The sequence below is a fragment of the Pedobacter sp. AC212 genome (genome assembly GCF_979258625.1).
Map to the genome: position 1 here is coordinate 4,093,307 of NZ_OZ409870.1, position 18,939 is coordinate 4,112,245.

The 18,939-nt window shown below is 40.0% G+C and carries 15 protein-coding genes; 4 read left to right on the forward strand and 11 right to left on the reverse strand.

What is annotated here, in order from left to right:
• Positions 1–261: 261 nt before the first annotated feature.
• Positions 262–618, forward strand: coding sequence for a hypothetical protein (locus ACZZZC_RS17440; protein ID WP_463483315.1), 357 nt, complete (start codon positions 262–264; stop codon positions 616–618).
• 154 nt (positions 619–772) lie between these two features.
• Positions 773–1,354, forward strand: a complete 582-nt coding sequence (locus ACZZZC_RS17445) for a Crp/Fnr family transcriptional regulator (RefSeq protein ID WP_463483316.1) — start codon at positions 773–775, stop codon at positions 1,352–1,354.
• 38 nt (positions 1,355–1,392) lie between these two features.
• Here the strand turns inward: ACZZZC_RS17445 and ACZZZC_RS17450 are convergent, their stop codons facing one another.
• The gene (locus ACZZZC_RS17450) at positions 1,393–2,820 is read right to left on the reverse strand and encodes an amidase (protein ID WP_463483317.1); all 1,428 of its coding nucleotides are present in this window, start codon (positions 2,818–2,820) and stop codon (positions 1,393–1,395) included.
• Positions 2,821–3,161: 341 nt separating this feature from the next.
• Here ACZZZC_RS17450 and ACZZZC_RS17455 point away from each other — a divergent pair, with 341 nt between their 5' ends.
• Complete coding sequence (locus tag ACZZZC_RS17455) at positions 3,162–4,505, forward strand: MutS-related protein (protein ID WP_463483318.1); 1,344 nt, start codon at positions 3,162–3,164, stop codon at positions 4,503–4,505.
• Positions 4,506–4,705: 200 nt separating this feature from the next.
• On the forward strand, positions 4,706–5,698 hold the full coding sequence (locus ACZZZC_RS17460) for a hypothetical protein (RefSeq protein WP_463483319.1): 993 nt from the start codon (positions 4,706–4,708) through the stop codon (positions 5,696–5,698).
• 286 nt (positions 5,699–5,984) lie between these two features.
• Here ACZZZC_RS17460 and ACZZZC_RS17465 read toward each other — a convergent pair whose 3' ends face one another.
• The 10 genes from ACZZZC_RS17465 to ACZZZC_RS17510 all read right to left on the reverse strand — a co-directional run bounded on the left by ACZZZC_RS17465 (position 5,985) and on the right by ACZZZC_RS17510 (position 18,929).
• The gene (locus ACZZZC_RS17465) at positions 5,985–8,333 is read right to left on the reverse strand and encodes a mechanosensitive ion channel domain-containing protein (RefSeq protein ID WP_463483320.1); all 2,349 of its coding nucleotides are present in this window, start codon (positions 8,331–8,333) and stop codon (positions 5,985–5,987) included.
• 269 nt (positions 8,334–8,602) lie between these two features.
• Positions 8,603–9,079, reverse strand: a complete 477-nt coding sequence (locus tag ACZZZC_RS17470) for an SRPBCC family protein (RefSeq protein ID WP_463483321.1) — start codon at positions 9,077–9,079, stop codon at positions 8,603–8,605.
• 250 nt (positions 9,080–9,329) lie between these two features.
• The gene (locus ACZZZC_RS17475) at positions 9,330–9,665 is read right to left on the reverse strand and encodes a 2Fe-2S iron-sulfur cluster-binding protein (RefSeq protein WP_463487776.1); all 336 of its coding nucleotides are present in this window, start codon (positions 9,663–9,665) and stop codon (positions 9,330–9,332) included.
• Positions 9,666–9,729: 64 nt separating this feature from the next.
• Positions 9,730–10,212: a cyclophilin-like fold protein gene (locus ACZZZC_RS17480; protein WP_463487777.1), complete on the reverse strand. Its 483-nt coding sequence runs from the start codon at positions 10,210–10,212 to the stop codon at positions 9,730–9,732.
• Between the two features lie 8 nt (positions 10,213–10,220).
• Positions 10,221–11,282: an alpha/beta hydrolase gene (locus ACZZZC_RS17485; protein ID WP_463487778.1), complete on the reverse strand. Its 1,062-nt coding sequence runs from the start codon at positions 11,280–11,282 to the stop codon at positions 10,221–10,223.
• A gap of 1 nt (position 11,283) precedes the next feature.
• Positions 11,284–11,844: a DapH/DapD/GlmU-related protein gene (locus tag ACZZZC_RS17490; RefSeq protein WP_463487779.1), complete on the reverse strand. Its 561-nt coding sequence runs from the start codon at positions 11,842–11,844 to the stop codon at positions 11,284–11,286.
• Positions 11,845–12,761: 917 nt separating this feature from the next.
• The gene (locus tag ACZZZC_RS17495; protein ID WP_463483326.1) at positions 12,762–13,940 is read right to left on the reverse strand and encodes a hypothetical protein; all 1,179 of its coding nucleotides are present in this window, start codon (positions 13,938–13,940) and stop codon (positions 12,762–12,764) included.
• Between the two features lie 15 nt (positions 13,941–13,955).
• Positions 13,956–15,278, reverse strand: coding sequence for a MutS-related protein (locus tag ACZZZC_RS17500; RefSeq protein ID WP_463483327.1), 1,323 nt, complete (start codon positions 15,276–15,278; stop codon positions 13,956–13,958).
• A 1-nt stretch (position 15,279) separates the two neighbouring features.
• Entirely contained in the window at positions 15,280–16,626 is a 1,347-nt protein-coding gene (locus tag ACZZZC_RS17505) for a MutS-related protein (RefSeq protein ID WP_463483328.1), read from the reverse strand.
• Positions 16,627–16,628: 2 nt separating this feature from the next.
• On the reverse strand, positions 16,629–18,929 hold the full coding sequence (locus ACZZZC_RS17510) for a Gldg family protein (RefSeq protein ID WP_463487780.1): 2,301 nt from the start codon (positions 18,927–18,929) through the stop codon (positions 16,629–16,631).
• Between the last annotated feature and the right edge of the window lie 10 nt (positions 18,930–18,939).

Sequence of the window (18,939 nt, forward strand, 5' to 3'; positions counted from 1 at the left end):
TGGGATCTTGTTCTAGACCGTGCACTCACTTATTAAATAATTTCTAAAATACTCATAATTCAAAGTTTAGTTTTATGATTAATGAACTAGGATTAAGCCACTTGTTTCTCTTTTTAACGCTACATAATGTTGGAAAGACAACAATATTGACAAAAGGTAGAATTTGGTAGGGCAGCGATTTTTCAACATAAACATTTAATCTCACAAAACGACAGCACCCCGAGAAAAGTACTAGGGCATTACAAAAACAAATAAAACAACATGAATAAACCAGCTTTTGAAGTTACTTTAAATGGACAAAAAATCGCCACCGCTCAGATCGAATCTGATTTTGGTGTCGTAACAACAATTGTTACTTGGGTTAGGCGGGACGACAATAGCGAATCATTAGATGTCAGTATTAGTGGGCGAGACTCGATAGCGGAGAAAAACATAAAATGGGCTGCCCAAGATCTGAAAATAGGTGATAAATTAGTAGTTTCAATTATTGATGAGACGACTACGCAAACTGATGAAGGAGTAATCGAAATTTTTGATTCCATCACTGTTTTAGATCACAAATTGATGACCTATCATAAATTAAAAGAGGAACTCAAAGAATATTTAAATGAGCTTTAGTATCAGAGAAAAAATTTCTCACAAAATGAAGGTAATATTCCTCAAATTTCCATTTTTTATTTTAGGTCCATCCAGTTTTTGAAACCTTCGGTAACTTGGACAGTGATACATTTATTTTATAAACATTGTTGCCTTTAGTTAATTATCTTTGAGCATGTTTGAGGTATTTGAAGCATACTTACGTGATTGGGTTGAAATTTCAGATGATGAATTAAAAATCATTCGTGCGGCTAGCACGGAGAAAACTTTACGCAAGTGGCAATCTCTCCTGCACGACGGCGAAGTATGGAAAATCAACTGTTTCATTTCTTCGGGTTGCTTCAGGCTTTACCGTTTCGGCAATGATGGAACAGACCATACCTTGCGTTTCGGGGTGGAAAACTGGTGGATCAATGATCAGGAGAGCTATAATCACGGAACACCATCGCTAAATAATATTGAAGCCTTGGCGCCCAGCACCGTTATCATCTGGACGAAAGAGCATTGGGAACATTTAATGATGACCATACCTGCAGTGAAACTGTTTTACGAGAAGCTTCTGGCCCGGGGTTACGAAACGAGCCAGCATCGTATTTATTCCTTGATCAGCGCCTCAGCTGAAGAAAAATATATTGAATTTCAAAAGACCTATCCCAAGGTATTTAATAAAGTCCCTTTGCATATGGTAGCTTCCTATCTAGGGATATCTAGAGAAACTTTAAGCCGTATCAGAAAACAGTTTACGAAACCAAAATAAGAGAGGGACTATCATTTGTGATAAACCCTCTCCCTTTTTTATGCTATTGGATGGAGACTATTTACCTCGCTAACACTTTCCAATAAAGAAGCGACATGTAAAATAGTTGATTCTGCCTGCCAACTCCCTACAAGCTGTACCGCGATCGGTAATCCTTCCTTACTGGTGCCGAAACGCATAGCGATTCCAGGTAAGCCGGTGATATTGAGCGGCACAGTAGCGCCTTGAAGATAAGTTGCATCTACTTTTTGTCCATCGATCACAAATTCCGCTATACCATGCTTATGGGCAGGAATTGGCAACACGTGGGTAAGCAGCACATCGTATTTCTGAAAGTATCCGGCAAAGCCATCTCTTATCCGCTCAGCCGCCTGTTCAGCCGCGATAAAATCTTTCATCGACGTGTCGGGCAGGGAGAGCATCGTTTTGGCCATTTTATAAAGCTCATCCTCTCTTCTGCCTGCCGTAGCCACCCTGAATGCTTCTTTCATTTCCATCACATGCAGCTTGTTGAAAACATCAAGTGCAAAATCTCGCTCAAGCGCAGGTATGTTCACTGGCTCCACGGTAAGGCCAAGATTTTTCAGTGCACCGGCTGCAGCTTCTACAGTAGCGGCCACCTCAGCATCAACCGGACCAAAGCCTGGCCCCACCATCCATCCTATGCGAAGTTTGCGCTGAGGTGAGCTACCCATTCCGGAATCAAACCCGACTGTGCTGCTTGCAAAAGCATCAAGACCATCAGCACCTGACAGTACAGAAAAAGCCAGTTCCAGATCCCGGATACTTCGGGCCATAGGTCCAACATGCCAGAATCGGCGAGGTTCCCGCGGCCATATCCCGGTCATGGGTACCCGGCCATGTGTAGCTTTGAGCGATACAATCCCGGTCTGGGCTGCAGGTCCACGTACCGAAATGGCAAGGTCTGTGCCTAAGCCAAGTGGCGACATGCCTGCAGCTATAGCGGCTGATTCACCCCCACTGGAACCGCCCGGTGTACGGCTCAGGTCCCATGGGTTGTTAGACCTGCCGCTGAGTAAGTTATCACTTTCTATCCAGTAAGAAAACTCTGGTAGATTGGTTTTTGCAAGCAAGATTCCGCCAGCTTTTTTCATCCGTGCAACACTGGTGGCGTCTTGTTCTGGAGTACGTCCTTTGAAAATCGGCGAACCCCGCTGGGTCAGAACATTTGCAGTATCTATTGAATCTTTCACCGTAAACGGGACGCCATGCAAAGGGCCAATTTTATCGCCCCGCATAATTGCCGCTTCCGCATCTTTTGCGGACTTCAACGCGTGCTCTGCAACGGTGACAATAGCATTGATAGCTGGGTTCTGAGCCTCAATACGGTCGAGATGTACTTTTACAACTTCTACCGGTGATATTTCTCGCCTACGGATCAAATCTGCCAAAGTACTTGCATCCTGATAGTAAATTGGATCTGTTTTGCTGGTTTGTGTTTTCATATTGATATCGCTTAATCTTGTTCAAAAATGAGCACCAGTACATTGAAGTGCTTAAACAAAAATGAGAACTAATGGCGAGGGGAAACGAAGTCAGATAACACAAACTGACGTTGACATTTGTCACAACTTTCAACTAGGTGAACGGCAATCATTCTATTTTTTTGGATTGCAAAGGAATATAAATACCAAGTTTTCAGTTTCGAAAAACGAACTTTTATATTGTTGATTTTATACGACAATGTAAGAAGCTTCCTCGCAAGATGAGTTTTCAGATGTGACCATAGAGAATTACTATGTAATTAATATTAATTTAGGAAATCCGAACATTATAATTTCAGTTTGTGGGCACATTTATTATAGATAAGCAAACCTTTAATGATCTAAACATTTTCTCAGAAAATGTAAGTTCAAATTCGATATTAAATTTATTTAAGTATACAAGAACGGTAGGTGGTAGAAAACGATTAATTGAGATTATGAATCATCCGCTCAACAATCGCGATGAAATCATTTCCAGGCGGGATGGTATTAGGTTTTTTTTTGATAACCAAATTAATTTTGATATCAGAAATGAAGAGATTGATTTGATTGATTTCTATCTTGAAAGCAAATTTAAGCACTTTAAAAATAATCCACTTGATGCTTTATCGGATTACTTAATACGTAATTCTAGTAATAATTATTATATTATAAAAACTGGGCTCAAGTATCTTATCAAGATTACAAAATACATTTTAAACTTCATAAACGATCAAAAAGCAAATAACCCTCCAATACATCTTCTAGAAATTTTTGATGAGATTCTTGATATCATTGATGGAGGTGTTTTGATGAAAGCTTCATTGCTCAACGAAAAACATCTTCGTTTCTTAGATGTAACAAAGTTAGACAGAGCTATACGCGGAGCAGAAAAACATAATATTAAAAAATTCCTACAACTGATGTATGAATTAGACGTTTTTGAAAATGTTGCTTTAGTAGCCGCTTCTAAAGAATTTTCGTTCCCGATTTTTAATATTGAGGAAGATTTGAATATATCTATTACTGGCCTCTTTCACCCTTCGATTAAAGAGCCAGTTAAAAATGATCTCCAGATAGATGTTACTAAAAACATAATATTTTTAACAGGATCTAATATGGCTGGAAAGTCCTCGTTGTTAAAGTCCCTGGGATTAACAATTTATTTATCTCACCTAGGCTTTCCCGTCCCAGCAGAGGAAATGAAATTGAGTGTGCTTAATGGTTTGGTAACTACAATTAATCTTCCTGACAATATAAACGATGGTTTAAGTCATTATTATACGGAAGTGAAGAGAGTAAAGGAGGTTGCAGAAATCTTGTTAAGAAGCCAAAATGTTTTTGTAATATTTGATGAACTGTTTCGAGGAACTAATGTAAAGGATGCCTATGATGCATCTTCTCTAATTATATCGGAGCTACAAGCTATTCAAAATTCAGCATTTGTTATCTCTACTCACATCATAGAGCTTGCTACCTCTTTAAATAAATTTAAAAATATCTCATTTCGATACCTAGACACCTATTTTGAAAACAAAAAACCGATTTTTACTTATTCACTTAAAGAAGGGATTTCCAACGAAACTTTAGGAATGTACATAGTAAAGAATGAAGGGATCGTGGAAGTCTTAAAACTGGCTGCAAAAAAATCTTTATATAAATCTTAGTTTTCTACTTTCAATCTTTAAATTCGATTTTCAAAACCTGGGGACTTTCTTGTTTGTAATTTTAGATATGAATTTCAGAGTATCTTGTCTCAAAAAACGAATGTATCCCCCCTTCCTTTTTACTAATGATTTCCTTAAAGATCGGCAAAACCAAATCGCTCGTGAAGTGTTTAGATGTTAAAAAATTAAAGCCCTTGTCATTGAAATCATTATCGAAAACCCGTTGGCGGATTGAGCCGGGCCGTATAACAGTTTACCCATATGGCCTATCCTATATTCTTGCTGCCGTACTGTCCATTTTTTTCCTGAGCGGATACCTGGTCTATCTTTATTATCTCCGAAATTCTTTTACTTCTTCCCTGCCAATACTTATTATCCTGATAGCGGTAGTTATCTTATTCATCCTGTGGGCGGGCACATCTGTAGAGTTTGACATTAGTGCGGGCGTCATGCGAAAAAAACTAATGGGCTTGCTGACTATATCCTCCCTTCCATTTTCTAAAATATACGGCATTTCACCTGTTTCCAACATGGCTGGTTCTTATACCTACAGGTTATTTAAAAAAAATGATCGATATGGAAAAGGGATATTGGTATCATCCAGTTATGGAAAAAATGATGATCCCAATGCAATCGGCTTTGTCGATGAGGTGATCACACCTCTACACCGTTATCTGGAGGCGCATGATAGCCCGGGAGATTTCGCCCCACAGTATATTGATGAGTATAAGTTTTTTATCCCAAATGGTGGCGCATACATTCTTAAAAGAAACAGAATCGGCAGTCTTCTACTTGGCGTTGGTCTTTTGGCTATAGGCATTCATGAACTTACGCCTTATGCATGGCTGGGCGGCGGCTTTAATATCGGGAGAGTTTGCTTTCTGCTCTTTACCCTGGTTGGAGGACCAGCGATTATCCTGTCAGGTTTTACCGAAATTACTCTTGACAAGGGTTCCAGAATGCTCACGCGAAAAAACCCTATCGGATTGGGGAACAGAGCTTATTCATTTGATGATTTTAATGGAATCCAAACGGTTAGAAAATCAACTAATATGATTTATTCGGGAACCGATGTACAGGTATATTTTTTAAGACCTGGTAGCCAGAAAGAAGATGTATTGGTTCTATCAAGTTTTTTTAGCACAAAAAAAGTGGAACGTTTTGTAGCGGAAGTCAACAGCATCCTTCTTTAACAAACCACATAAGTTCAATAGACTAGTAACTCAAATCAAAAGAAATTAAATACAGCAAACGATTAGTCAAATTAGCTGTCATCAATGGCGACCCAAATTGAAACTCACAAAGAATATAGATCTAATGATTTTTTCTTCAGGTTCCGTATTATTTATTAACTCATCAACTAAAAAATTAAAGAATGAAACTAGGCATTGGCAAATAGTAATTTGAACAAAAGAAGAAAATATGCAGGGATTTACTTCAAAGCTTATATTCAACCTATCTTATATAACAAATCGCGAATTACATCACTTTGATATCTGCTTCCTGGAAAGCAACCATAATGCGCAAAAGCGTCTCGCTTTTAAAAGCGGCTTCTACATACACATTGTTAACCCAAATTAAAACTTTAATTTCCACACTATCGGCTGCCAAATTATTAACTAAAATTTCTGGTGGGAGCTTGTTTACGGTGTGGACTGATCCTTTAATCACTTCGGAAATGATTTCCTGAACCTGCTGCATGTTAGCGGTGGAGCTTACTTTGATTAGTAATTCGGATTTCAGATAATCATTGCTTAACGTCCAGTTGACCAACCTGCCGGAAAGCAAATCACCATTTGGGATGATCACTTCTGAGCCTTGTGGCGTGAGTAATTTGCTCGACCGGATACCAATATCCTGAACCTTACCTTTTTTATCTGCAAGTTCTACATAATCACCAATACGGAAGGGTTTCTCGAAGATTAAAATAATGCCGGAAACAAAGTTGTTCACAATATTCTGCATACCTAATCCAATTCCAACACCAAGTGCGCCCAAAACAACGGTAAGTTTATCCATCGGGAGGCCAGATGCAGTAAAAGCCAGAAGCAGTCCAATCACGATAATGATTAACCGAAAAAGTGCCACTTTTGAACCCTTGTGATCACTGGCGCCATCGAAACTGATTTTTTGTTCGCCAAAAAATAGCGGCACATGTTTTTGTAATTTATTGGAAACGTATATAATGATGAAGAAGAAAAGCACATTTCCAAGCGAAAAGTGGATGCTGCCGAAACTTCTTTCTTTGGAGAGTACGCCAGTCATCAGGCTATAAATCCCGGACGACATCCCCAAATTGTTAAATAAGATTAAAAGCCAAACAATAAAACTGAATACCTTAAGTACCTTTTTGAACTGCGATTTCATTGCATCAGGATTTAACCTGGAGAAGAAACCTTTATTGCAAGAACTTATTTTGATCTGTAGTTCGAGTGCATCCAGCATAATCTGAATAAATACAGCCAGCGAAATCATTTGCGTCAGATTAATGACCCCAGCAATGCCAAAGACTTTAGATAAGCTGATTCTGCCAAACACATTCATGATTATCGCCAGCCCATTCATCAATACCAGCACCCAGATAACTAATTTAATGAACCTTTTGGAAAACTGCGGAATTTTTGTTTTCCCATACATCCTCACTCCTAAAAATAGAAAACCCAAATGGATGACCAACAAAATCAATCTTGGCAAGAGCGCCTCACTGATCAGGCTCGAAGCAAAAACCAGGAACACAAAGCCACCGAGAATCATAAACCACAACCTTAGCGCTTCTTTTGGCAAAACTCTTCTCAAGTGGATGGTAATCAAAATCATTAAAATAAGTTGTACCACCTCGATAAAAATAGAGGGTGCATCGGAGTGAAAGGCGAGCAAAAGACATAAAAGAACAATGGAACTGGCCATAATGGGATAAGCCCGCAAATAGTCGAATTTGAGTTCTCCTATCTTTCGTTTAACTGATAAACGACTTGCTGTTACAAAGTTCCGGTGAACCCAGATAAAAAAAGCCAGCACAACAATCAGTAGCACAACGCCTGTATCCCAGATTGAATTGATAAAATATTGGAAGATTTCTCCCTGTCCGAAATAGGCATCGGACAACCTTGAACCAATTTGGCTAAACCCAAACAAGCGTAAAGGTGCCGACCAAATGTATGGAACTTCCCTGTTTGCAGCAATTCGTCCAGATTTTTCTAGCTGGTCATCAAGGGCAACCTGTAAATCATTTACCTCACTACTCATGGAAGAACTTTTCGCCAAAAGCTTGCTTACTTTTGAAAGGTTTTTGCCTGTAACCTCTCCTGTTTCGTGCAACCGGGTTTTTATTTGCAAGAGTTGAGGTCTGTACAACATTTTTTCTGATTCTTCCTGATCTGCAAGAAGCAGCGAATCTGAACTGAGGTCAATTACCTGTTGCGACATTCGCTGAAGTTCAGAATTGGTTTTGACCAGGCGTGCAGAGATTGCCGAAAGTTCAGTCTGCACATCTTTGAGGATCAGTTTAAAACTAACCAGGCTTCTGCTTTCTGCATTACCTTTTCCGTTGCCAAAATCCCTTTTTACGGAAGCAATACTGGAACCAAGTACTGCCAGCCGATCTTGAATTGCACTCACATCATAGCCTTTTTTATTAGCTGCATTAATTTCCGTAATGGCCGCCTGGGCAGTCTGGATTCTGAACAGCAATGTATCAGGGATAACCTGAACAGAATCCTGCGCTCTTTTTAAAGAATCTTGTGCCCTGGATGATCCTACCCAACACAGCGAGATTGTCAATAAAATGATAAGATTCAGTAAAGCTTTTGGAACCTGGGATTTATACATTTTTTTAAAAGTGATTTGAGTTGATAACGGGCCATGATTCTGGCGTCTGCTAAAATAGCACATTATCAGTTTTGCTTTAAGTTTATTTGAAAATATCAATTAATGAGCTCACCTTCTCCCTAAATTTGGTTACCTCATAGACGGCATGGCATTGTCGCGATTGAAGAACATGACTTTGCATATAAATGGGAAAAAATCGCTCGTTGATGTTATTCGAGATGCCCATTCCAACATCTCAAATAACAACAAAACTGGGATGCTTTAAGCAACTAATGTTGTGCTGATTCTCCGTTTAATGCTTCTTTTTCCAGATAAGTTTTTAAAGCTTCCAGCGCTTCTTTCCAACCTTCCTCGTGTGGATGTATTCCTTCAGTTTCACTTTGATTCTCCTGTGTGATCGTTAGTTCAGAGCCTTCTTCCGCAGCTTCAAAGCCAACGGTAAGCAGGTAATTACCATTTTCAAGTGCTGCATCATCAACGATCCAGTTCCAGGTATAAACCAGTTTTTGTTCTGGAATTACAGATTGATACATGCCCTCGATGGTTAATTTACCGGTGGTCTCGGCTTCACTTTCGAAATGATACGCAACTTTTCCGCCTTCCTTAATATCGTTCTCAACATTTGAAAGTGTTTTCCCTGTTGGTTTCCACCAGGCTTTCAATGCAGATTCATCTGTCCAGGCCCTGAATAATGTTGCGGTGTCAACATTAAATTTTTCACTAATTTTAATGGGTTCGTTTTTCATGTTATTGATTTAAAAGTATAATTTACAACATCAAAAAACTGGAAAAGTTCAATTAATCTAAACTTCACAGGTGGCTATTGAGTTTTAGCTTAACGAGAAAATCTTATTATTAAACCATGCGCCACCGTTTCCTAAAAAGCCGCAGCAACAAAGGTTTTCATGCTTAAACAAGATTTAAACCAAGTTCTTCGAGCCTGCTCATAATCCATACCGAGATCCCAAATAAGAAAAACCATGTTCGGTGTTAGTGTCAGAAGTTATTGTTCAGATTATTGCTAAGACACGAATTAATTCTACGGCCGTTTACCATTACAGTACAGGCTCCGCATTGTCCGTGGTCGCATCCTTTCTTTGTACCGTTTAATTTAAGATGTTCCCTGAGGGCATCAAGCAACGTTGTTCTGGTATCAAGTGCTAACTGCTGTTTTTTCCCATTTACAACAAACGAAACATCTGCTAAAGAAATTTTATTTGATTTGCCAGCCGCTATGCCTGTAACTTTAGTAGCAGCTATAGCCGAAATCGCTGCCGTTGTGCCAATTATCATCTCCCTACGGGACAGCTTTAAACGATTATCATTTTCCATAAATTTTTATCAGATGATTACTCTCGAAGCTACGTTTACATTGATTTTCATATCGAATGATGTTCTAGTTGTTCTCAAATTTCACGACAACATTTCCATTGGCTAAAGCCGTGGCAAGTCGGTCGGGATTGTCAACATAGCCCAGTTTTGTATAGCTGTATGACGTGTTGAAGCCTTTATAAAATAAAACAAGAGTCTTGCTTCCGTAAAGCGTTAAATCGCCCACTTTGATATTTCCACCAACCGAGGCATTGGCGGGCAAACTGTTTGGCAGATCGTAATATTTTTCGTTGCCGTTCAGTTCCGTCATATTGATGGTGAGCGGCAACCTCGCCCTCAAAGCGCTCGCACTTGGATTGTCATAAAGCGTTACCGAAAATACATCGCTGCCTATTGTAATTTTCATTTTGGTGGTAGATGGGTTGGTAGTAATTAAATTTGAATCTTCATTCTCCTGGATTGAGATGGTTTCATTACCCTTTTCGCAGCTTGCCATACCTAACGACAGGGAAGCAAACAGCATCATGCTTGTTAATACATTTTTCATCCTGGCTTCTATTTTAAGTGGATTTTAAAGAATGTTTCCAGTTTATCAAATGGGATCAGATCGGTTTTATCGTAAAGGTCTACATGGCCTGCACCTTTTACATAAACCAGCTCTTTGGGCATCGCTGCTCTTTTGTAGGCGTCTTCGCTAAATTCTTTTGAATGCGCCTGGTCTCCGGTAATGAAAAGCAGTGGACGTGGAGAAATGGTTTCGATATCATTGAAAGGATAAAAATTCATAAATTTCGTATTACTGCTTAAGGTTGGTTTTGTTGTGGTTTCTTTAGATGCTCCTTTTGGCGTGTATTCCCCACGGGGAGTTCTGTAAAAATCGAAAAACTCACGCTGGATTGGATGGGTGTTTGCTTCCAATTTTAGAACTGTTCCGCCAGTGTATTTAGTTTCACCACCTGTAAATTCGACATATCTCTGTTGCGCTGCCTCAGCAATAATATGCTTTCTTTGTTCCAGGGTTTGTGAATGGTTCAGCGCATCACGGTTCGCCGATCCCATATCATACATACTCACCGTTGCGATGGCTTTCATCCGGGGATCGATCTTCGCAGCACTGATCACAAAGCTTCCACTTCCACAAACACCGATAATACCGATATTATTCCTGTCAACAAATGGTCGTGTTCCCAAAAAGTCGACGGCCGCACTGAAATCTTCAGCATACACATCAGGCAAGACCGCATTACGTGGCTCACCCTCACTTTCTCCCCAATACGAGAGGTCGATCGCTAAGGTGATAAAGCCTCTTTCAGCCATATTCGAAGCGTACACATCGGCGCTTTGTTCCTTCACTGCCCCCATCGGATGACCGACAATAATTGCAGGGTTTTTCATTTTTCTGTCTATATTATTGGGGATGAAAAGATGCCCTGCAACTTGCATTTGATTTTGGTTCCTGAAGGTAACCGCATACATGGTTACCTTATCACTCACCTTAAACGTGGTATAGTTCTTTCCTGATATTTCTTTCATCGGTAGTGAATTTGATGTGGATTGTGCGACTGCCGTACCATAAGAAAAGATCGCAGTCAGCGCTATAAAAAGTAATTTTTTCATGTTAAATGTTTTTAATGAATTTTGCCGGAACTCCCCCGACAATTGTATCTGAAGCAACATCTTTGGAAACAACTGCTCCCGCGGCAACAACGGCGTTTTCTCCGATGGTTACACCCGGAAGTATGGTTGCACCCGCACCAATCCATGCATTTTTTTTGATGTGAATGGCTTTTGGAACCAATGAATGCCTGTCCTCAATTGATATTGGATGTCCTTCAGATAGCAGACTTACTTTCGGAGCGATAAATACATTGTCCTCAATGGTAATTCCGCCCAGATCCAAGAACACACAATCGAAATTGATAAATACATTTTTGCCTATCTTGGTATGCTTCCCATAATTGATATGCAAGGGCGTAAAAACCACAACACTCTCATCGATTTCCGAACCCGTTATTTGGCTTAAATAATTTCTTATTTCATCGGGATCTGCGGTACTGTTCATCTGTATCAGAAGTTTCTTGGTCGCAAAAGATTCTTCCCGCATTCTGTATGCTTCGGGATCGTTCGATAAAATGGTTTCCCCATTGCGTAACCTCTTGAAAATATTCCTATTGCTCATTGTCCTGATTTTTATACTGAAACAAAGATAAAAGGAACTTAGAGGTATTCTGTTACATTTATTTCGCAAGTAATGTCACATATCACCTATTAATGGATAAATAAGAGTACGTTGACCCATCTGACCAGTACAACATTTGTTGCAAGTTTTAGATTGTTATATTTGATAAATGAAATGAGTTTATGAGAATCATTAACTCAAGATCCAATTCTATTAGCCTGTGTATTAGATAATGCCTCAGAAACATCCATCATTATCAAATATTGCGGGAATAATGGAAAATACACACATTCAAATTAGCTAATGGATAAGTTAACGGACTTATTGGTGTATATAACTTATTACTTGGCCGGATTATAAACTTTGTTTTTCGTGCATGATTCAATTATTTTATCAGAAATTAATGCATGACTGGATAAGCCAATCAGGTTAACCCCTTTCCGCAAATTTGTTAATCAACCGACGAGTAATTCTATAGAAAATTTATTTTTGGTTGAGCGGGGTCAACCCTTTCTGGTTTATGCAAAAAACACTTCATCAACATAAAATCGTCGAACCAATAATACGCGAATCAGTAAATAAACGACAACCCCTAGTTTTCAGGTTCATGATAAAGGGGAGCGCCAGCTGACATCTCCCCCTACCAATCATCCAACTAAAACTATTTTTGTAGCGCCTATTAAAATGAGCCTGACACAATTTATTTAATGAACCTGGACATGCAAAAAGCTAAATAATAGCTATTGTACTTCTTTTGAAATGTTTTTCTATTGCATGTTTATAATCTGTCTTTGTCCACAGATCTTATATTTTTAGATAGAGACTCAGACAAAGACAATTTTGTCAGGTTTGTTTTTCAGGTGATGAAAGCAATTCAGCTTAATTAAAGAGCTACTGATAAGCTCTTTCAGAAGCACTTAGTTTACCACTTTGACCTGACTAGCCTTGACGAGCAGTTTGACATTAAATATCATATGAGGATCCCGATACTGTCCAACTGTCATCTTGATAATCCCAAGGTTTCGCTCAACCCTCTTGTCAAAAACCTTTCTTCCGCCGATGATCACAGTTACCGGTTTATCCAGATCTACCAGCTGATCGTTGAGATTTAGTTCAAGCTCGCTAAAATCATTTTTGGAAACCAGTATTTGGTTACCCTTAATTTCTACCTCTGCTTTCTCCCCAGCTGCTGTTTTTTGAATTGAGGTAGACAGCCAGTAAAAGCGGTCCTGCAGGCGATTGTCCTGAACCCAGATTACCTTTTTTGGCAACGTGTTTCTCACAAAATTTGCCATCCACGGGATGGCTATGGTATCCCTTTTATCCATCCAGTGTGGTTTATCGGGATATAAATGAAACTCATGTGCATAGCCTCCCGGATCTTGCGCACGTAAGCTATCAAGCTTTCCGTTATACCTGGCGGCTAAAGTATTTCTGTTGTATGCGGAGTCCAGGCCACCCATAAATATGGAAAAGGGCAGATTTCGAAGATTGCGCATATCAGCATCTCCGGGATGTCCTGCCATCATGGAAGCTGCTGCAAACCTATCGGCCATGCGGGGTGCCAACTGAAACACCCCGTCGCCACCCGCAGAATATCCAAGAATATAAACTTTATCCGGATTAACGTCCTGAGAAATAACCGCATATGTGATTATAGAGTCCAGCATATTATCAATATGATCCTCATGCCACAAATTCCAGGTATTAGTCGGAGCTCTTGGTACCACCACTAAGCCTTCCTTGATGTTATAAAGCGTTCTCTGGTTTTCCCACTGCTGATTATTAACCGCAACGGGAGCCTGTCCACCACCATGCAGCGAAATATAAAGACTTCGTCCCCCGGCGGGTTTATCGCCAAAAACGCGGTAAGCAATTGCCATTTTATATTTTTCAAAAGTGATTACTCCCTCTCCCCAGGCACGTTCAGCAGCAGGCAATAGTCTTTTTTTCTCTTCATTCCATTCTTTCTGTGCAGCATTCTCAGCTTGCAGTTTAGTTAGCTTTTTTTGAGCTAAAACATCTGGGCACCAAAAAAGCATGAGCAAGCACGCGATCATTGCGCTACGAAATGGGATTAATATGTTGTTTTTCATTTTCCGTATAAGTGTTTAGTCTTTTAAAAGTTGGAGAATGCCTTCGTTTTCTATAATGAGCATTCCCTGGCGGTCAGAGGTGATTCCATCGTCCAACAAATAGGTATATTTCGGTATAGTACCGTTCATGATGGTAGGCAAATACTTAAATTGTATGTTCCCGTTATTTTTCCTGAGTTCCTCACCGACTTCAATAATATGAGTAGAGATAACAAAAACAGTGTTTTGATACTTCGAAAAAGCCTTGGTAACCAATAAGGTTCCATCATAAGCATCCTTAACATTGGTGCCTTTGAAAAGTTCATCAAAAAGGACCACAAAACTTTTCCCCGAGGCTACATTAACCGCCGCTTCCTTTACCCTTAACACCTCCGCATAAAAGTGGCTATGTCCCATTTCCAGATTATCTGCCATGTTGATAGAGGAAAACAGGCCGTCTCTCACTGAAAAACGCATAGATTTTGCTGCAATCGGGAATCCAAGGTGCGCCAGATAGACAGCAATTCCAAAAGATTTCATGAGTGTAGATTTTCCAGCCATATTTGCTCCAGTCAAAAAAACCATGTTTTCAGGTTCGCTGAAACGCAGGTGATTGGCCACGCCTTTGGGCAATGCCGGATGGCGAAGTGAATCAATTTCCATGGTGTTATCCGTTGCATTTAACGATTCGGCATAGGAAAAGTTATTCAACGCGGCGACTTTGGCTACTGCAGTGTAAACATCCAGATGAAATAGTGTCTCCAATAGCAATAACATTTCTTTCCGTAAGCGCTGTCTCAACATAAAGTCAAACTCAGCGATCTGATATAGCGGCATTTCGTTTAGCACTTCGTTTCCAATTAGCTTACCTAAACGCGTATCTTCAAGTACAGTCTTCAAGTTTGCGATCAGGTCATCCAGCGAAGAAGAAGATCGATCCTGGTATTTATTCAAAAAAGCATTGGTGGTATTCAGGATGGAAAGCATAGCAGTTAAACCCTTTACAAGATTATCATACTGCTGCTCTCGTAAAAGAACCCCTCTGATTTTTTTGCTGTAAACTTTAACAAGTGAGATAAAATAGAAATCATTATTCTCTTCAGCTAAGTAGTCATCTGCATCCTTAAAATGATCGCTATTAAATGGAAAGTCTAAACCACTTTGTTGTATGTACTGAAAAATCCCACTGCGTTTATTGATATTTTCAGCGTCTGTAAACGGGGCGTTAAACATTTGCTGCAGAAGTTTTTCTCCGCCTGCAGTCTTTACCTTATTGAATAAGCTGAATATCGAACCGGATCTGTATTTACCCGATAAGTTAAGATCACTCCGGGTTTGTTTGTCTATTATAAAACTCATATCAGCCTTGTTTATTCTGCTCCAGTCCAGATTCTAGAATTTCCAAAATTCCTTCATTCATAATAATTAAAAGTCCGTGTCTATCTGCAGTCAGCCCTTGCTGTATCTTATAAGAATACGAGGGCATATTTTCCTGCATGCTTGTGGGTAAATAAATGAAATTGATACCATTGCATCTTTCCATCAAAACTTCTCCGGCTTCGATGATGTGGGTAGAAATCACAAACATACTATTTCGTTTAAGCGAGAACGCCTGAGTAAAGGCGATAGTTGCCTCACAGGCATCTTTTACATTTGTGCCGCGAAACATTTCATCAAAAAGCACAAAGAGGTTTTTACCGGATTTTAACTCAGCTGCAATTTTTTTCACTCTTAAAACTTCTGCATAAAAATGACTCGCACCCATCCCGAGGTTGTCAGGCAGGTTGATAGTGGTATACATCCCATCCAATACGGAAAATTCCATTTTTTCGGCCGGAACAGGAAAACCCATGTGTGCAAGAAAAAGCGCAATACTGAAAGACTTCATAAAAGTCGATTTACCTGCCATGTTAGCGCCAGTCAGGAAGACCACATTAAGATCGCTTCGCATCGTGATAGAATTGGCTACAGCCCGATCTATATGGGGATGAAAGAACCCCTGCACATCCAAAACCCGCCTGTCCATCGGCAAGGCTTTCGCAAATACAAATTTCCTTTCTGTCGCTACTTTAGCAATCGCGAAATAGGCATCCAACTGATACACAAAATCAAGGACGAGGAAAACCTCTTCTCTGTGAAGGAATCTAAAAAATTCGTCATAAGCAATGAATTCCCTGGCAGAGGGGCCTCGTCCACTGTGCAGCTGGAGAATGCTGGAAAAATCCGGATCGTTTAAAATATTTGCAATAAAATTAAACCTGTCGGCAAATGGATGTTCGAATACCGTCTCCTGAAGTTTGAGAAAATCGCGTAATTGTCCCAGCAATTTAATTAAAGCGGCAATTCCCTGATGAATTAAAGCCGTATCCGAATCTAGGGCAACTAAGTTGTTGATCCGCGAAGTAAGCGAATCTTCTTTAGCCGACAATTTGGTCCGTTCATCCTTCATCCTGATATAAGATTCGATCGGATCGAAATGATCCAGACTTATCGGAAAATCCCCTCCGGATAATTGCAGGTACTGGATAATGGCGGCCCTGCTATTTATTTTTTGGACATCTGTAAGTGGCGAGCGAAACATTTCCTCCATGACACCTCCCCCTCCTCGAGTCTTCGTTTTATTAAAGATTTCGAAGATAGACTTCTGACCTGGTCGGCCAAAGATATTCAGGTCATCCAATGTTTGCTGATCGGTTTGAAAAGACATATTTATTTTCTTTTTCTACGAATTAATATCAAACTGCCACAGGCCAACAACATACCCGGCACAACCCATAGCAGTATTATTTTGATTAATTTAACCTGATCTTTTGCTAAGAAAAGAACGGTATCCTGCGGCGACGGCCTAAAGCTGCTTATCGGGAATGCGCCATAACTCAACCAACTGAATAGTCCGGTGTTAAACACGAAATTTGCTGTCCTCATATTAAAGCGGTTTAGCTCTGCATTTGACATTAGATCTGCATCAGAAAGAACAATAATGCGCTGATCTTTCCCTTTTACGTTCCTCCTTAAGCTTAGCGCAAGTGGCAGGGATTTCTTTAGGTCGCCTTTTGCAGGCTCGAATTCAACCACTGCCGAGTCATTCAAAAACTTATCTCTTTTTAGCCAGCTTCTGCCCGGGTCGGTTACCAATAAGGGATTGATAACAAAATCACTGTGATTCTCGACCGAAAGTGCTCCAGCTGATGGCATAGACACCACAACACTATCCTGATGCACTTTTGCCAATGGCAGAAACATCCCTGCAGCTGCTCCTGTTAGAAAAGGTGCGGCGAGATCAGGCTGAAGTTGCTTACTCTGTTGAACGATGGTACCTTGCATAAACTGAACGCCCATTTGCTGCAGAATCGGATTCAGAATACTTTGTTTACCCGGTTCTCCCGATAACATTAAGTTTCCGCCATTATCAATGTACGTCTGCAAATTTTTCAATGCTGAAGAATTAAGCGCAACTTTTGGATCTGCAATCACTAGCGCAGAAATTCCTTGCGGAACGGCTGTGCTCGACAGGGCGATGGTATCCACATCAAAACCTTGATTCAACAAAGAACTTCGAAAAGTTTTAAGATTGGTAAGGGCCTGGTATTCCCGATCGCCAATTTTATTGATATTACGCTCCAGTTCTCCCGTTGCAAAAAGAATTCTGGGCATTTTTGCCTGAAGTAGTCTTTTCAAGGCAGCTGAAACTTCGGTTTCAGACGGCCAGTGATCGTTATCAGGAAAAACCCGTAAAAAAGTTTTGCGCCCCTTATATTTTAACTGCATGATGTAGAAATTGGGCTCCTTTGAAAGGTCAATATTTTTTCGGATTTCTTCCGGAGTTTTGAAATCGTCGAGGTTCAGGTTCAGATTTTCAGCCACCTTTGCCGCTACCTGAGTAAGGGTCTTGCCTTTATTACCATTCATAACCCCTCCACCTTGCGCAAGCGTGTCATAATACATCACCGTTTTAAGCTCGATATTATGTTTGAAACGGACGTAAGGCAACCATTGATTAATATTTTTCTGGTACGATTCAGGATTTCCATCTTCCATAAAGCCGCCAAATAGATTCATATATCCGGTAACTTCTAAAGGTTCATCTCCAAGTTCACGAATAATCTGCTGAGTGGAAGGTTTAAGGGTATTGGTTTTATTAGTTGTCACATCAAAATAAATGATCAACTGGGGAATTGAACTAATGTATCCGATTGCAATGGTAGTGATCACGATTAAGCTATACCGCAACACCTTTGCTGACGCAGACGTAGTTTCCATCCCCGATTTCAACTTGTAGATCGTTAAACTCACAAAAAGAAAGATGATTGCAAAAAAGTATATTATCCCGTTACTCGTAATCAATCCTGCAAGCATCCAGTCGGTACGGCCGGCTACAGATAAGAAATAGGTTACATCCCTTAAAAACGGAATACCCTTCCAAAGGCCGGAAACGTTATATAAAATTCCAAAAGTTACAAAAGTGCATACTGCAGCTACAATCTGGTAAGTAGTGAGCGAAGACATGAATAAGCCAATTGCCGAATATGCGCAAAGTAACAGGAAAAGACCAAGCACGCCACTCATTAACATTCCTACATCTGGAGACTTCACAAAAAAGCAGCTTAAAATGATATATAGGGAGACAATACTTACCATTACAATGCTCATGACCATCATAGCGGTAAACTTCCCTAACACGATATCGCTTACTCTGATGGGTGAGGAATAAAGTAACTTGATAGTACCACTGCTTATCTCGCGGCTAATCAATCCCATGGTAAGTAGTGGAAGATATAGATAAAGGTTTCCCATTACCGTGGAAAATACTCCGTTAGCGCCGGAGAAAATCTGGGCTATAATACTGAACGGGATTTTATAGCCGCCTTCCTGCACCTGTACCATTCCTTCTACCCCTTTCACAAAGACCAGGCCGCATTGGACCATAAAAATGATGATGAGGAACCACGCAATTGGAGAATAAAAAAGCAGCTTCAACTCTGTTCTGGCGATTCTGAATATTGTTTTCATTAAGAATATG

Coding starts and splice junctions, on each gene's coding strand:
- ACZZZC_RS17475 (WP_463487776.1), bottom strand. CDS start 9,665: ATGGAAAATGATAATCGTTTAAAGCTGTCCCGTAGGGAGATGATAATT.
- ACZZZC_RS17480 (WP_463487777.1), bottom strand. CDS start 10,212: ATGAAAAATGTATTAACAAGCATGATGCTGTTTGCTTCCCTGTCGTTA.
- ACZZZC_RS17445 (WP_463483316.1), top strand. CDS start 773: ATGTTTGAGGTATTTGAAGCATACTTACGTGATTGGGTTGAAATTTCA.
- ACZZZC_RS17485 (WP_463487778.1), bottom strand. CDS start 11,282: ATGAAAAAATTACTTTTTATAGCGCTGACTGCGATCTTTTCTTATGGT.
- ACZZZC_RS17440 (WP_463483315.1), top strand. CDS start 262: ATGAATAAACCAGCTTTTGAAGTTACTTTAAATGGACAAAAAATCGCC.
- ACZZZC_RS17505 (WP_463483328.1), bottom strand. CDS start 16,626: ATGTCTTTTCAAACCGATCAGCAAACATTGGATGACCTGAATATCTTT.
- ACZZZC_RS17450 (WP_463483317.1), bottom strand. CDS start 2,820: ATGAAAACACAAACCAGCAAAACAGATCCAATTTACTATCAGGATGCA.
- ACZZZC_RS17465 (WP_463483320.1), bottom strand. CDS start 8,333: ATGTATAAATCCCAGGTTCCAAAAGCTTTACTGAATCTTATCATTTTA.
- ACZZZC_RS17490 (WP_463487779.1), bottom strand. CDS start 11,844: ATGAGCAATAGGAATATTTTCAAGAGGTTACGCAATGGGGAAACCATT.
- ACZZZC_RS17495 (WP_463483326.1), bottom strand. CDS start 13,940: ATGAAAAACAACATATTAATCCCATTTCGTAGCGCAATGATCGCGTGC.
- ACZZZC_RS17500 (WP_463483327.1), bottom strand. CDS start 15,278: ATGAGTTTTATAATAGACAAACAAACCCGGAGTGATCTTAACTTATCG.
- ACZZZC_RS17510 (WP_463487780.1), bottom strand. CDS start 18,929: ATGAAAACAATATTCAGAATCGCCAGAACAGAGTTGAAGCTGCTTTTT.
- ACZZZC_RS17470 (WP_463483321.1), bottom strand. CDS start 9,079: ATGAAAAACGAACCCATTAAAATTAGTGAAAAATTTAATGTTGACACC.